A 13,794-nucleotide genomic window follows, 5' to 3' on the forward strand; every position below is an offset into this window, starting at 1 on the left:
CTTCTGACCGGTCGGGATCCGAATAACCCCAAGTGGATTCGGGCTCATGCTGATGGATTGGTCGCCATCCTCTTGCCGGGTCTAGCCACCAAACGCACCTGACTTCCCCTTCAGTGTCCCAGCCGTCGACGTGGCTTGTGCCGTCAACGGCCGGTAATTCAGGCGTTCGCCAGTGCGGGCGGCTTGACGGCGGCCGGATCGGGGTTGGCAAGGGGCAGTCCCATGAAGCGACGCGCGTTGTCGCCCATGAAGTCATAGGTGCGCCGCTCGTCCATGCCCTCGGCGTACTGCCAGTACCGCTTGGGCTCGGCCAAGCCTTCGGGATGCGGCCAGTCCGAGCCGAACATCACCTTGTCCCATCCGACGGTTTGCACGACGTCAGCCACCGAGCCCTCCCAGAACGGGCTGACCCAGATGTTGCGGCGGAACACCTCGTGTGGATGTTCCGGAAAGTTTTGCGGCATCTTGTTGTACGTCGATTGCAGGTCGTCGAACAGCGGCTTGATCCAAGAGCTGCCGTTTTCCACGCTGGCGATGCGCAGCTTCGGGAACCGGGTCAACGTGCCGTGGCAGATCAAGCTGGTGAGCATGTCGGCGATCTCGCGGTGACCGAGCGCGGTCCACTTGAATGCCGACATCTCGAACGCGCTACTGGTCGACGGCGGTTCCCACTTATCGATGTACTCCTGCAACGGAGGTTGACTGGCGTGCAACACAATTGGCAACCCCGCATCTTCGACGTCGCGCCAGAACGGGTCGAACTCGGGCAGCGCGGGGGAGCGCCACCCTTTGTAGCCGTTCACCGGCGCCGGCTTGATCAGTGCGACCTTGGCGCCGTTGTCCAAGATGTACTCGAGCTCGCGTCGGGCTTCGTCGACCAGGCCGAGGGTGAGCACCGGTGTCGAGTAGACCCGGTTGGCGTGGCTGAAGCCCCAGTGCTCGAGCATCCACTGGTTGAGGGCATGGATGATCGCCACCGTCAGGTCAGGATCCTCGGCGGCCGAATGCTCGACCAGGTTGGCCAGTGTGGGGTAGTTCAGGCATGAGTCGACGCCCTGGCGGTCGAGTTCGGCGATCCGGTCTTCGGGGTTGCGCGCTCCCGGCGGCGTGTCGATGCCGCGGCCGGACATCTCCCGCATCGACAGACCCTCGGGGTTCTGGCCGGAGTAGAACTTCTCGTGCGCGCCGGGTGCGGCGACCCGTTCGAACGTCGGGTTCGGCATGTAGTCGGTGATCTTGTTTAGGATCGCAATACGGGTGTGCCTACCCATTTGGACGAACTGCACCTTCGGCTGGGACTCCTTGGGCAGGTATCTCGTCAGCGCATCCGGGGTCTCATACATGTGCTGATCGGCATCGAAGATCGGTGCGTCTTTGAACTGCGTCATCGTGGTGCCTCTCACTGATCGACTTCGGGCTTGACTATGAGCTTCGCGCAGCTTGACACTTGTGTCAAGTTTACTCGGCATAACACCGCGACTGATGCTTGAACTGCGGTGATTGCAGTTGACGATAACGTCATATAAGGTCGCCACATGACGGTGACCTCGGCTACGCCCGCCGAACGGCAAGTGGACGCCACCCGCGGCGAGCGCACCCGCTCGGCGATCCTGAACGCCAGCCGTCGTCTCTTCCTGGAACGCGGCTACGCGGGCACGCCGATCAATGCGATCACCGAGGCATGCGGCATCTCGCGCGCCGGCTTCTACACCTACTTCAAGGACAAGCGCGAGATCTTCAACGTGCTCGGCAAGACCGCCTATCACGACGCCCTGGCCGTCATCGCAGAGTGGGCTGACTCCCGAGATCCGTTCGGACCGGACGATATTCGGGCCTGGGTTGCACACTACTTCGACTACATGGATGACCACGGCGCCTTCGTGCTGGCGTCGGCGCATTCGGCACCCGACGACGACGCGTTCCGAAACTCGCGCAATCGCATGGTGACTCGGGCGTCGTGGAAGCTCGGCCAGGCGATCGCCGGCAACGGCGCCCACTCACCGGACGTCATCGGCGTCGCGGTGATGGGACTGCTGGACCGAGCCTGGCACACCGTCCACCGGCAAACCGTGGCCGTCGCCCGTGACGAGATGGTCGCGGTGGTCGCCGAGATGATCGTCGCCATGGCTGCTCCGGCCGCGCCCCGAACGGCCGACTGACGGCCCCGCGACGACTCCGCCGAGCAAGCCGACTCTAGGCGTCGCGCACCGGCGCGATCAACGCCTCGGCGTCGGCGACACTGCGCAGCAGATCGTTGAGGTGGGTGCAGGTGCTCGTGCCGAAGAGCTCCTGGCGAACCCGGAAGTGCAGTTCGCTCAACGTCATTCCGGCGATCCGCCCGGCGCTGGCGACGGCTCCCGGGCATTCCTGCCAGGGCAGCACGCGTGGGGTAGCCCGTGATTCGACGACGACCCCGGTCGCCACGTCCACCGCCGCGGCCAGGGTGTACTCGTGGATGATGGTTTCCACACCGTCGGTGCGTACATAGGTATCCCGGAACATCGCGTCGATGTTGATCAGACCCGGCTGGTCCTGGTGGACGTCGATGCGTCGTCGCCGACGCATGCCGTGAATGGCCAACGGCGACATGGCATGCCACGCCCAGGGGTCGTCGCGGTGGTCGAGGTCGGGCGCCTGGGGGCCAGTGACCACGGCCGGATCGCCTGCCTCGAAGGAGGTCATCAACAGTCCGCCGGTCGCAAAGCCAGCGCACTGGTCGGCGACGGGGAGGTAGCCGGACTTGGTGTACTCGCCGAGCACACCGGAGGCGGACAGCGCGTGTCCGGAGATGAGCGTGGCGACGGGGACGTCGTCGAGCAGCGTGTAGCGCAGGTCGCGATCGGCCCGTAGTTGTGGGGCCGCCTTGTCGGCGGCTGCGCGGAATCCACTCATGGCCGGTGCTCCGGACAGATGCGACACGGCGGCCACCGGCGGCATCACCTCGACGTGCCGGACGACGCGTGCCACCAGCTCGATGGTGGCCGACAGGCCCGCCTCGCCGAGTACGGTCACGGTGCCGTCGCGCGCCGTTCGCAGATCGCGAGCCCGGCCTTCCAGACGGACAGGATCCAGCGTGCCGTCGTCGCGGGTCATGTCGATCGACGTGGTCCGTCGCGCGGATCCTGGGCGGCGCGGCGGATTACCGGTCGTCGGTTCGTGCACGCCGTGCAGTGGGTGCAGCCCGAACGACGGGATGCTCAGGTCTGTCACACGTCGGACCCTAGCGCTCCGGGCGGAATCCGAAGGTCACCAGGGATCGACCGTCCTCGGTCTGCAATGTGGTGGTGGTCGACACCAGTCGTTGACCTATCTTCAGCTGGTCGGCGGTCGCCCCGACGATCAGCGTCTCGACCAACACGGCCTCGGGCAGCTCGACGAAGCCCACCACGTATGGCTTGAACGCCTTCGGGTCCCGAATTCCCTTGTACGGCAAGGGCGGTGGGAACTCCTGGGTGGTATAGGTGTACAGCGTACCCTCGGTGGACAACTCGATCGCCTCGATGTCGTCCTGGATCTCGGGATCGCCATCGAAGAGCTCGGGCCGCTCGGCGGGGAACTTCACCGCACCCGACGAACGTCTGCGCGACGCGAACAGCACGGCGCGGTCGCCGTCGACCCGGAACAGTCCCTCGATGATCAGCGCGGTCATCTCAGGCCACCTCGATGACCATCGCGGCACCCATGCCGCCGCCGGCGCACATGGACAAAACGCCGATTCCGCCTCCGCGCCTGCGTAATTCGTAGATCGCCGAGGTGACCATCCGGGCACCGGTCGCGGCGATCGGGTGGCCCAGGCTGATGCCCGACCCGTAGACGTTGACGATCTCCTCATCAAGTCCGAGCTCGCGGGCGCACGCCACCGCCTGTGCGGCGAACGCTTCGTTGATCTCGAACAGTGCCACGTCCTCGAGTTTGCGGCCGGCCAACTCGAGTGCCTTGGGAATGGCGGTGATGGGCCCGCTGCCGGTGCGGTTCGGCGCCACCCCCACCGCGCTCCACGAAAGGATCTGAGCCAGCATGTCACTCGCGGTATTCGGGGCGGCGAGTGCCACCACGGCTGCAGCGTCGTTGATGCCCGAAGAATTGCCGGCGGTGACGGTGAAGCCGTCGATCTCGGGATGCAGCACCTTCAGGCCGGCCAGCGACTCCATCGAACTGCCGCGCCGGGGATGCTCGTCCTCGGCAAACGTAATCGTGCTGCCGTCGGCTTGCGGCACCTCGATCGGGACGATCTCTTCGACGAATGAGCCGGCATCGATCGCCTTGACCGCCCGTTGGTGACTGCGCAGTGCCCACTCGTCCTGTGCCTCGCGGGTGATCCCGTACTGCACCGCGCAGTTGTGCGCGACGGTGATGGACATGTCCAGCGCAGGTGCGTCCGCGGTCGGTGGGTGCGACAGCGGAAACCACTGTTCGTAGTCTTCTGGGGACTTGCCGGTGGTGAAGGGCTTCCGCTTCTGCAATATCGGTCCGGTCGACAGCGACTCCATGCCGCCGGCCAAGATGGCTCGGCTCATACCTGCCGCGATCTGGCCCGCGCCTACGGCGATCGCCGAGAGGCTGGAGGCGCATTGACGGTTGACGGCGAGCCCGGGGACGTGAGTGAGGCCCAGGTCCACGGCGATGTAACGGGCGCTGTCGCCGCCGCCCTGCAGGCTCTCGGCGAGCACGAGATCGTCGAACTCCGCCGTGTCGAGGCCGGATCTATCCACGACCGCCGCGACGACGGGTTTGGCGAGCTCGATCGCGGGCATGTTGGCCAGCGTGCCCTTGCGCGCCGTTCCGATCGGTGTGCGGGCAGCGGCCACGATCGCTGCGCGGGACGTGGTAGTGGCCATGTGTCTCCAAGATCGTCAGTTGACGGGCTGCTTGCCCGATGAGCGAGGCCAGTCTATACCGTTAAATAGATATCGGTATGGCGGGTGGATGACGACGGGAGCAGCGGTGAAGGTGATCAAGTCCGTGGACGACGCGCTCGCCACGATCGGGCAGGAACTCGGAGTCAGCCGGTGGGTGGACATCGACCAAAGCCGGATCGACGCGTTTGCCGACGTCACGATGGACCACCAGTGGATCCACGTCGACATCGAGAAGGCCAGGGCCGAAAGCCCTTACGGCGCAACTATTGCGCACGGCTTTCTGACGCTGTCACTGATCCCCGGGGTGAGCAAGGACAACTACCGCGTCGAAAACGCCAAGATGGGCATCAACTACGGCCTGAACAAAGTTCGGTTCCTGTCTGCGGTCACCGCGGGCAGCCGCGTCCGGGTCAGGTCGCGGCTCGCGGACGCCACCAAAGTCGCCGACGACACGGTGAACCTGACCGTGCGTCACACCGTCGAGATCGAAGGCGTCGCCAAACCCGCCGCGGTGGCCGAACTGATCGCTAGGTTCGTCTGGTGACCGGCGGTCCGTTCGAAGGTAGAGCCGTCCTCACCGGGGCGGGTAAGTCGCAGGTCGGCCGCCGGCTGGGTCGGACGGGGCTGGACCTCACGCTCGAAGCGGTGCAGCGGGCGATCGCCGACGCCGGACTGAGTATCGACGAGGTTGACGGGATCGCCAGCTACCCGGGACCGGGTGTGCCCGACGCCGGGTTCTCCGGGGCCACCGTCCAGGAGGTCCGCACTGCGCTCGGACTGCGCTCCCGGTGGTACGTCTCGGCGATCGAGACCGCGGGCCAGATCGGCCCAGTGATCGAGGCGTGCATGGCGGTCAGCCTCGGGCTGGCCAACCACGTCGTCGTCTACCGGTCGGTATGGGAATCCACCGCCGCACAGCAGGCCGGCGGCGGCCGGGCCTCGGTGCTGTTCGGCGGCGGCGCGCTGCCCCCGCACCTGGAGTGGACGGCGCCGTTCGGGGCACTGTCGGCGGCTAACTGGCTGGCGATGCCCGCCCAGCGTTATATGCACGACTTCGGCCTGACCCGCGAGCAGTTGGGCCGCATCGCGATCAACGCCCGCACGAACGCCGGTCTCAATCCCGACGCGATTTACCGCGAGCCGATGACGATGGACGACTACCTGGGTGCTCGGATGATCTCCGAACCGCTGTGTCTCTACGACTGCGACGTGCCCTGCGACGGTGCCACTGCCGTGATCGTGTCGCGCCGTGCTGCCGCCAACGGCCTGCCGCGCCACCCGTTGACGGTGGAGTCCGTCGGGCCGGGCATGTTCGAACGCGCTACCTGGGATCAGCGCGCCGACATCACCACGATGGCCGCCCACGACTCGGCCGCCACACTGTGGGAGCACACCGCGCTGACTCCCGCCGACGTCGACATGGCCCAGCTTTACGACGGCTTCTCCTTCCTGACCGTGATGTGGCTGGAAGCGATGGGATTCTGCGAGCACGGCAAGGTCGGCGAATTCGTCAACGACGGTTCGCGCATCGCTCTGGACGGGTCGCTGCCGATCAACACCAGCGGCGGGCAACTCTCCGGCGGGCGGCTGCACGGGATGGGCTTTCTGCACGAGGCGTGTGTGCAGTTGTGGGGTGAGGGCGGCGATCGGCAGGCGCCCCGCACTCCCGAGGTGGTGGCCGTGGGTGTCGGCGGTGGACCGGTGGCCGGGTCGATGCTGTTGAGCAGCCGGTAATTCACATGGCCGCGGTCGATGACATGACGCTCGGTGACATCGTGACCGACAACGCGGTCCACTTTCCCGACGTCGTCGCCTACCGGCACGGCCAGCGCAGCGTCACCCACGCGCAGTTACGGGATCGGGCGGTGCGGCTGGTGTCGGCGATGGCCGCGGCCGGGGTGCGGCGCCAGGATCGCATTGCAGTGTTGAGCCGCAACAGCATTGAGTTCGGCGAGCTGAACGCCGCCGCTCAACTCAGCGGGATCATCATGGCCACCATCAACTTCCGGCTGTCGGCACCGGAGATGGAGGATGCGTTGCGCCGCGTCGCCCCGTCGATGATCTTCTGCGCCGAGGAGTTCCTGCCGGCGGTCGCGGAGGTCGCAGCGGGAATACCGTCGCCCCCGATGCTGGTGGCGATCGGGGGACATGCTCCACCGGACATCACCGGCTACGAGCGATTCGTCGAAGGTGGCAGAAGCGGCGAGCTTGAGTTCACCGCCCGGCCCGACGACATCGCGTACCTGTTGTTCACCAGCGGCACCACCGGCGCGTCCAAGTGCTGCATCCTCGGGCAGCGCGAGATGCGCCGGGTCGTGTTCACCATGAACGACGAGATGCGTTGCAGCAGCGTAGATCGCGGGCTGATCAACATGCCGATGTTCCATTTCGGCGCGCTCGCGATCGTCGGCGGACTGCATGCCCGCGGCGGAACCGTGGTGCTGCAGCAACAGTTCGATGCCGCCGACGCGGTGCGGTTGCTCGCCGCCGAGCGGATCACGGTGCTGCACCTGGCGCCGGTCATGCTCAAAGCGCTGATCGACGAGGTGACGAGCGGCTCGGCGGTGGAATCGGTTCGCACGGTGGTCTATTCGGCCGCGCCGATGACCGCGGGCATCCTGCGGCGGGCGCTTGCCGTGCTGCCGGGTGCGGGCTTCCTCAACCTTTACGGGCAGACGGAAGTCATCGTCTCAGGACTGCCCCGCGAACTGCACATTCTCGACGAACCGAACTCGGCTGAGCGGCTGCGCTCGGTCGGATTCCCGTTTCCCGGCACCCGGGTGCGGGTGGTCGATGCGGACGGCGGCGCCGTGCCGGTGGGGCAGACCGGTGAGATCGTGGTGCGTTCTGGCTCGATGTTCCGCGGCTACTGGCAGGACCCGGCCGCCACCCAGGCGACGGTGCAGGACGGCTGGTGTCGAACCGGCGACATGGGCCGATTGGACGAGCGCGGGCTGCTTTATCTGGTGGACCGCAAGAAGGACGTGATCATCAGCGGCGGAGAGAATATTTATTCGCCCGAGGTCGAGGATGCGGTCAGTGCGGTTGACGGAGTAGCCGCCTGCGCGGTCATCGGCGTGCCCGACGACAGATGGGGCGAGGCGGTCTGCGCCGTCGTGGTGCCGCGCAGCGGTGCGTCGCCGACCCTGGAAACGGTGCAAGCCGGCGTGCGGCAACGGCTGGCGCGCTACAAGGTGCCTCGTCGATTGGTGCTGGCCGCCGAACTGCCGGTACTGGCCAGCGGCAAGGTGGACAAGAAGCGGCTGCGCGCCGACCTCAAGGGCGCAGCAGCGCACGGCGCAACAGTTTGACCATCAACCCTGCGGCCCGCTCGTCGCTGTCCGGCGCGCTGGCCCCCGTTGGCTCGGACATCCGGCCCAGGACCGCCACGAAGACCGCCCCTGCCACATCGGCGTCGATGCCGGTCGGCAGGTCGACGGTGGACAGCAGCGCGGCAACCGCGTGGAAAATCGCGCCGATGCCGTGATCGACATCGGCGTCGGAGAGCTGTTCTGCGACCGTGCCGTCGAACCACGCCCGGATCACGCCGCGGTAGGCGCGATGGAATTGGACGTAGCCACGCATCCACTCGGTCAGCGAATCGGCGGCCATGGCCGGCAGGGCGGCGGCGTGCTTCTCGATCTCGGCGACCGCTCGGCGGGTCAGTTCGGCCAGGATCTTGTCCTTGGCGCTGAAGTACCGATACAAGGTCGCGCGGCTGACATCGGCGGCGGCCGCGATCTCCTCCATGCTGACGGCGTAGTAGCCGCGCTCGGCGAACAACGCCGAGCTGACCGAGAGCACATCCTGCGGAATCGGCGAAGCCACCGCTTCGGCGGCCGCCGGTGTCGCCGCGGCGCCGTCGAGAGCGCGCGGCGGGGTTCGCGCGCACCCGTTGGGTACCTGTGGTGCTACCGCCTGCAGCACGTCGGCCGGCGTCTCGGGAAACAACATCAGTTGCAATGCGACGGTCAGCGACCACGTCACGGTCGTGCGAGCGGGCAACGGGAACATCGCCCGGGACCGGTAGAGATGAACCATGTGGGGAATCCGCCCCAGCGCAGCGGCCGCATCGTCGGCGCCCAGGTCACGCAGGCGCGTCCTGTGCAACCGATCGGTGACCGTCCGATGGAACTGGTCGGCGGCGGTGCTGGCGTCGATGACGGCCAACCCGGTGGCCGTGCCGATGCCCGGAAACTCGGCGAACACCGCGGCGTGGGCGTCGTAGATGTCCGCCCATTCGGCCAGCCACCGGTGCAGCGCATCCACTCCGTCGACCGTCGGGCCGAGTCCATCGAGATGTTCTGCGTGTGCCAGCACATCGCGTTCGGCCAACGCGCTCAGTTCGCCGAAGATCTCCTCCTTGCCCGCGAAGTATTGGTAGACGGTCGCGCGGGAGGCATGGGCCGCCTTGGCGATGGCGTCGAGCGAGGTGGCGTGAAATCCGTTGGCCGAGAACACCTCTGCGGCACAGCCAAGTATGCGCTCGCGGGTATGCAGTCCGCGGCGGCCCACGCCGGCATTGGCGGTGGGGGCATAACCGGGGCGCCGCAGCTTGTCGGGTGTGAGGGCCACGCCAGAAGTATCCGACATGCTCATCGGGCCGACGGCGCGCCGGGCAGGTTGCGCCTTGCCTTGCCGGGATAGCCGAAGAACTTCTCGAAGTTGGCGTCGTTGATGGGCTGAGCGCTGTTGCGGGCGGCAGCCGACCGGAGCGCCTCGAGGCGGGCTTGGGCCTTCTCGCGCGCCTCGACCGGCCCGGAGTCCGTCAGGCGTTGCACCTCGCGCGTTGCCGCAGCGATTTCGACGCGAAGCCGTTCACCGGCTTCGCCGAAGGTCAACAGGTCGTGGTCGTCGTCGTCGACCTTGTCCCGGCCGGCGTCGTCGCCGGGTCGGTCCGTGGATGCCATGTCGCACCTCTCAACGTCTGGACGGATGTGGCGTACATCATATAGTCTGTGAGACGAACCGTCAGAAAACAAGACGCTACGTCAGAAAAATACGACCGCTCGTCAGATGCGAAGGAGCATCATGCCGCTTCAGAATGACCACCAGATCGTGTCCGTTGACGACCACTTGGTCGAGCACCCTCGGGTGTGGCAGGACCGGTTGCCGCAGAAGTACCTCGAACAGGGCCCGCGCATCGTCGAGGAAAACGGCATGCATCTGTGGCACTACGACGGGCAGGTCTTCCCGACCATCGGCCTGAACGCGGTCGCGGGCAAGCCGCCGGAGGAGTGGGGCTTGGATCCCGTCCGCTACGAGGATATGATTCCGGGCTGCTACGACCCGGTCGCGCGGGTCGCCGACATGGATCTCGACGGTGTGCAGTCGGCGTTGTGCTTCCCGTCGTTCCCGGGATTCGGCGGCGGGACATTCCAGCGCGCCGAGGACAAGGACCTGGCGCTGCTGTGCGTCAAAGCGTGGAACGACTTCTACATCGACGAGTGGTGCGCCACCGCACCTGAGCGCTACATCCCGCTGGCGATTCTGCCCACCTGGGACATCGATGCCTGTGTCGCGGAGGCTCAGCGGGTGGCGGCCAAGGGCGCCAAGACGATCTCGTTCCCGGACAGCCCGGTGCCGCTCGGTCTCCCGTCGTTTCACTCCGATCACTGGGACGGCTTGTGGCGGGTCTGCTCGGACGCCAAGATGCCGGTGTCACTGCACTTCGGGTCCGGCTCCTTCGTGCCGGGCTTCTCGTTCTCCACGATCAAGCCGATCCCCGGTCAGATGGCGGTGCCCGACGCACCCTTCGCGGTCGCGACGGCGTTGTTCTCCACGAACCTGATGTGGTCCACGGTCGACCTGTTGTTCTCCGGGAAGCTTCAACAGTTCCCCAATCTCCAGATCTCGCTCGCTGAAGGCGGCATCGGTTGGGTGCCTTACATCCTGGAGCGCACCGACTATGTGTGGGAGCGGCACCGCTACTACCAGAACATCGACTTCGACACCCGTCCGTCGGACTTGTTCCGCAAGCACTTCTGGGGCTGCTTCATCGACGACGAGCACGGCCTGAAGAATCGGCACAGCATCGGAATCGACCGCATCATGCTCGAGATCGACTTCCCGCACAGCGATTCCAACTGGCCGAACTCGCGCAAGCGAGCTGCCGAGGTCCTCGCAGACGTTCCCGACGACGAGTGCAAGCTGATCGTCGAGGAGAACGCCCGCCGGATGCTCAACTTCCCGCGGGTGGGCGCGAGCGATCGCCAACTTGCCGGCGTTTAGAGCCCGCCACGCGAAACAAGCTGGGCCGCAATGACATTGCGTTGAATCTCGTTGGTGCCCTCGCCGACGATCATCAGCGGGGCGTCGCGGAAGTAGCGTTCGACGTCGTACTCCGTGGAGTATCCGTAGCCGCCGTGGATGCGGACGGCGTTGAGCGCAATCTCCATGGCCACCTCCGAGGCGAACAACTTGGCCATCCCGGCCTCCATGTCGCACCGCTCACCGCTGTCGTACCGCTCTGCGGCGTAGCGGGTGAGCTGGCGTGCCGCGGTCAGCTTGGTGGCCATGTCGGCCAGGTAGTTCCCGACTGATTGGTGCTTCCAAATCGGCTGCCCGAAGCTCTCCCGCTGCTGTGCGTATGCCAGCGCGTCTTCCAGTGCTGCGCTCGCCACGCCCAGCGCCCGCGATGCCACCTGAATACGGCCCGTCTCAAGACCTTTCATCATCTGCGCGAATCCTCGACCCGGTTCCCCGCCGAGGATCGCCGAGGCCGGTACGCGGCAGTCCTCGAACGACAATTCGCAACTCTCCACGCCCTTGTAGCCCAGCTTGGGCAGGTCGCGCGAGACAGTGAGACCCTGACCGTGTTCGACCAGGACGATCGAAATGCCTTGGTGGCGTGGCACAGCTTGCGGATCGGTCTTGCACAGCAGCGCGACGAGGCCGGACCTGCGGGCGTTGCTGATCCAGGTCTTCGCGCCGTTGATCACCAGCTGGTTGCCCTCGGCTCGTGCGGTGGTTGTCATCGCCTGCAGGTCCGAGCCGCCACCGGGTTCGGTGAGCGCCATCGCGGCCCGCATCTCCCCGCTCGCCATCCTCGGCAGATACTTCTGCCGCTGTTCCTCGTTGCCGTACAACGAGATCAGCTTCGCGACCACGGTGTGCCCGCCCGTCGCGCCGGCCAGGCTCATCCAGCCGCGGGCCAGCTCCTCGGTCACCTGGACATAGCAGGGCATCGACACCGGCGAGCCGCCGTATAGCTCCGGCACGGCGAGCCCGAAGATCCCGATGCGCTTCATCTGCTCGATCCACGCGTCCGGGTACTCGTTCGCGTGCTCCACCTCCCGGACGGTGGGTTTGACGTCGCGGTCGATGAAGGTCCGCACCGTATCGACGAGCATGGATTCTTCGTCGCTGAGCACAGACGTCATCGCCTTGTACATGATCTGGGCGCGCCACCGGCCGGGGTCGACAAGGGCTCGGTGGTTCTCATTTCCCGGACCTCCCGATAGGTGGGCGTCAATCCGCCTCCTTCGTACCGGATGCGACTGTCAGAATCAAGTGATCAGGAAACGCGTAACCCGGCGATATGTCCGCAATATCACCTAGTCAGCCGCGGTGAAATGCAATTTGTATTTGTAGACATCTACGTCAGATAGAGTGCAGGCGGGCGAATTGATGGGCTGAGCCAACGAAGCACTTGCCCGGTCGGAGGCAAGAATCGTGCTCGGCCAACTACTCGAACAGACTTCGAAAATCGAGGCCGCTGAAATTGGGCGGTGGCTGCCGAGCCTCCTTGTGCGCCGGCTCGAACGCCTGAAACTGGCCTGCGAATAGTTCTCACCGCCCGGGTGGGTGGATCAAAATAGTTAAAGCTTTAGTCTTATGCTGTCGGATTGGATGAGACCGTGCGCTACCGGTCGAGTGGAGGAGGTCGCATGAAGGTTCGTCTCGAACAGTCGAAATGTGTGGGCCACGCCCAGTGCTACGCCGTTGACCCGGAGTTGTTCCCGATCGACGACTCCGGCTACTCCATCCTCGAAGAACGCGAGGTGCGGCCCGAGGATGAGCAACTCACTCGGGACGGGGTAGCCGCATGCCCCGAACTGGCTCTGATTCTCGAAGACGACTGACAGGCGTGCTTGCCAAGCGGTCGCTATAACCGGCACACTGCATACATAGTTAACCAGGTTTACTTTGTGGAGCGTGATGCAGACAGCTGATTGGCGTCCCCGGCTCGAGTCGTTACTCACCGACTTTCGGCGCCACCAGGACGAGATCGCCCGGACGGGCGATAAACCCGGCCGCATCGAGGTGGCCCGCAGGTGGCACGCCGAACTCGTCGACCACGAGTTGGCCGCCCCCGGATGGCCACGATCGGTCGGCGGCCTGGAATTGTCGCTGGCCGACCAGCTGGACTATTACCGGATGACTACCGACGCGGGGGCGCCGCCGCATCCGTGTCCGCTGTCGTTCATCCTCGCTCCGACCCTCATCGCCCATGGCAGCCAACAGCAGAAGGCTCGTTTTCTGAGACCGCTGTTGCGTGCGGACGAGTTCTGGTGTCAAGGTTTTTCCGAACCCGGTGCGGGCAGCGACCTCTCGTCGCTGTCCACCCGCGCGGTTCGCGACGGCGACGTCTACCGAGTCACGGGTCAGAAGGTGTGGACCACGATGGCCGACCGCGCCGACTGGATGTTCGCGCTGGTGCGGACGAGCTCCGGTGCGAAACCATCCGAAGGCATCACCTACCTGCTGATCCCGATGAAAAGCCCGGGGATCACCGTGCGTCCACTGCACGACATCAGCGGCGCGGCGCACTTCGCCGAGGTCTTCCTCGATGATGTCGCGGTGCCCGTCCAGAATGTGGTCGGCGATGAGGGCGCGGGCTGGTCGATCATGCGCACGTCGCTGGGCCACGAGCGGGCCACCGCTTTTCTGGCCGACGAATTCAAGTACCGGCGCACGGTCGACCGGGTGATCG

Annotated in this window: 14 protein-coding genes and 1 pseudogene; 8 read left to right on the forward strand and 7 right to left on the reverse strand. The window is 65.8% G+C overall.

The window, feature by feature from the left end; all coding sequences use genetic code 11:
• Positions 1–158: 158 nt before the first annotated feature.
• Positions 159–1,388 (reverse strand): amidohydrolase family protein, encoded by a 1,230-nt coding sequence (locus VGG53_RS02650; RefSeq protein WP_331516443.1) that lies wholly within the window; start codon positions 1,386–1,388, stop codon positions 159–161.
• Positions 1,389–1,535: 147 nt separating this feature from the next.
• Here VGG53_RS02650 and VGG53_RS02655 point away from each other — a divergent pair, with 147 nt between their 5' ends.
• Positions 1,536–2,159, forward strand: coding sequence for a TetR/AcrR family transcriptional regulator (locus VGG53_RS02655; protein ID WP_331516444.1), 624 nt, complete (start codon positions 1,536–1,538; stop codon positions 2,157–2,159).
• A gap of 34 nt (positions 2,160–2,193) precedes the next feature.
• On the opposite strand, the gene VGG53_RS02660 is transcribed toward VGG53_RS02655, so the two are convergent.
• Genes VGG53_RS02660 through VGG53_RS02670 form a run of 3 tightly spaced genes read right to left on the reverse strand, consistent with a single transcriptional unit; the run spans position 2,194 to position 4,838 of the window.
• Complete coding sequence (locus tag VGG53_RS02660) at positions 2,194–3,210, reverse strand: DUF2889 domain-containing protein (RefSeq protein ID WP_331516445.1); 1,017 nt, start codon at positions 3,208–3,210, stop codon at positions 2,194–2,196.
• Between the two features lie 10 nt (positions 3,211–3,220).
• Positions 3,221–3,649: an OB-fold domain-containing protein gene (locus VGG53_RS02665; RefSeq protein WP_331516446.1), complete on the reverse strand. Its 429-nt coding sequence runs from the start codon at positions 3,647–3,649 to the stop codon at positions 3,221–3,223.
• A gap of 1 nt (position 3,650) precedes the next feature.
• Complete coding sequence (locus VGG53_RS02670; protein WP_331516447.1) at positions 3,651–4,838, reverse strand: thiolase family protein; 1,188 nt, start codon at positions 4,836–4,838, stop codon at positions 3,651–3,653.
• Positions 4,839–4,944: 106 nt separating this feature from the next.
• On the opposite strand from VGG53_RS02670, the gene VGG53_RS02675 reads away from it, so the two are divergent.
• Genes VGG53_RS02675 through VGG53_RS02685 form a run of 3 tightly spaced genes read left to right on the forward strand, consistent with a single transcriptional unit; the run spans position 4,945 to position 8,170 of the window.
• Positions 4,945–5,403: a MaoC family dehydratase gene (locus VGG53_RS02675; protein WP_331516455.1), complete on the forward strand. Its 459-nt coding sequence runs from the start codon at positions 4,945–4,947 to the stop codon at positions 5,401–5,403.
• Positions 5,400–6,593, forward strand: a complete 1,194-nt coding sequence (locus VGG53_RS02680; RefSeq protein WP_331516448.1) for a thiolase family protein — start codon at positions 5,400–5,402, stop codon at positions 6,591–6,593. The genes VGG53_RS02675 and VGG53_RS02680 overlap by 4 nt, the downstream gene beginning before the upstream one ends.
• Positions 6,593–8,170 (forward strand): class I adenylate-forming enzyme family protein, encoded by a 1,578-nt coding sequence (locus VGG53_RS02685; protein ID WP_331516456.1) that lies wholly within the window; start codon positions 6,593–6,595, stop codon positions 8,168–8,170. Before VGG53_RS02680 ends, VGG53_RS02685 begins: the two co-directional genes overlap by 1 nt.
• Here the strand turns inward: VGG53_RS02685 and VGG53_RS02690 are convergent.
• Positions 8,136–9,434 carry a helix-turn-helix domain-containing protein gene (locus VGG53_RS02690; protein ID WP_331516449.1) on the reverse strand — a complete coding sequence of 433 codons (1,299 nt, stop codon included), beginning with the start codon at positions 9,432–9,434 and terminating at the stop codon, positions 8,136–8,138. The genes VGG53_RS02685 and VGG53_RS02690 overlap by 35 nt on opposite strands.
• A gap of 20 nt (positions 9,435–9,454) precedes the next feature.
• The gene (locus VGG53_RS02695; protein ID WP_331516450.1) at positions 9,455–9,769 is read right to left on the reverse strand and encodes an acyl-CoA synthetase; all 315 of its coding nucleotides are present in this window, start codon (positions 9,767–9,769) and stop codon (positions 9,455–9,457) included.
• A gap of 121 nt (positions 9,770–9,890) precedes the next feature.
• Between VGG53_RS02695 and VGG53_RS02700 the strand changes: the two genes are divergently transcribed.
• Positions 9,891–11,090: an amidohydrolase family protein gene (locus VGG53_RS02700; protein ID WP_331516451.1), complete on the forward strand. Its 1,200-nt coding sequence runs from the start codon at positions 9,891–9,893 to the stop codon at positions 11,088–11,090.
• Here the strand turns inward: VGG53_RS02700 and VGG53_RS02705 are convergent.
• Positions 11,087–12,241: an acyl-CoA dehydrogenase family protein gene (locus tag VGG53_RS02705; protein WP_331516452.1), complete on the reverse strand. Its 1,155-nt coding sequence runs from the start codon at positions 12,239–12,241 to the stop codon at positions 11,087–11,089. The genes VGG53_RS02700 and VGG53_RS02705 overlap by 4 nt on opposite strands.
• 265 nt (positions 12,242–12,506) lie before the next feature.
• Between VGG53_RS02705 and VGG53_RS02710 the strand changes: the two are divergent.
• From VGG53_RS02710 to VGG53_RS02720, 3 genes and pseudogenes are all read left to right on the forward strand, one after another.
• Positions 12,507–12,647 (forward strand): annotated as a pseudogene (locus VGG53_RS02710) (cytochrome P450); the annotation flags it as partial.
• 101 nt (positions 12,648–12,748) lie between these two features.
• Positions 12,749–12,943, forward strand: coding sequence for a ferredoxin (locus tag VGG53_RS02715; protein ID WP_331516453.1), 195 nt, complete (start codon positions 12,749–12,751; stop codon positions 12,941–12,943).
• A 76-nt stretch (positions 12,944–13,019) separates the two neighbouring features.
• The coding region (locus VGG53_RS02720) for an acyl-CoA dehydrogenase family protein (RefSeq protein ID WP_331516454.1) at positions 13,020–13,794 on the forward strand (775 nt) is incomplete at its 3' end.

The organism is Mycobacterium sp. (assembly GCF_036490025.1).
Lineage (GTDB): Bacteria > Actinomycetota > Actinomycetes > Mycobacteriales > Mycobacteriaceae > Mycobacterium.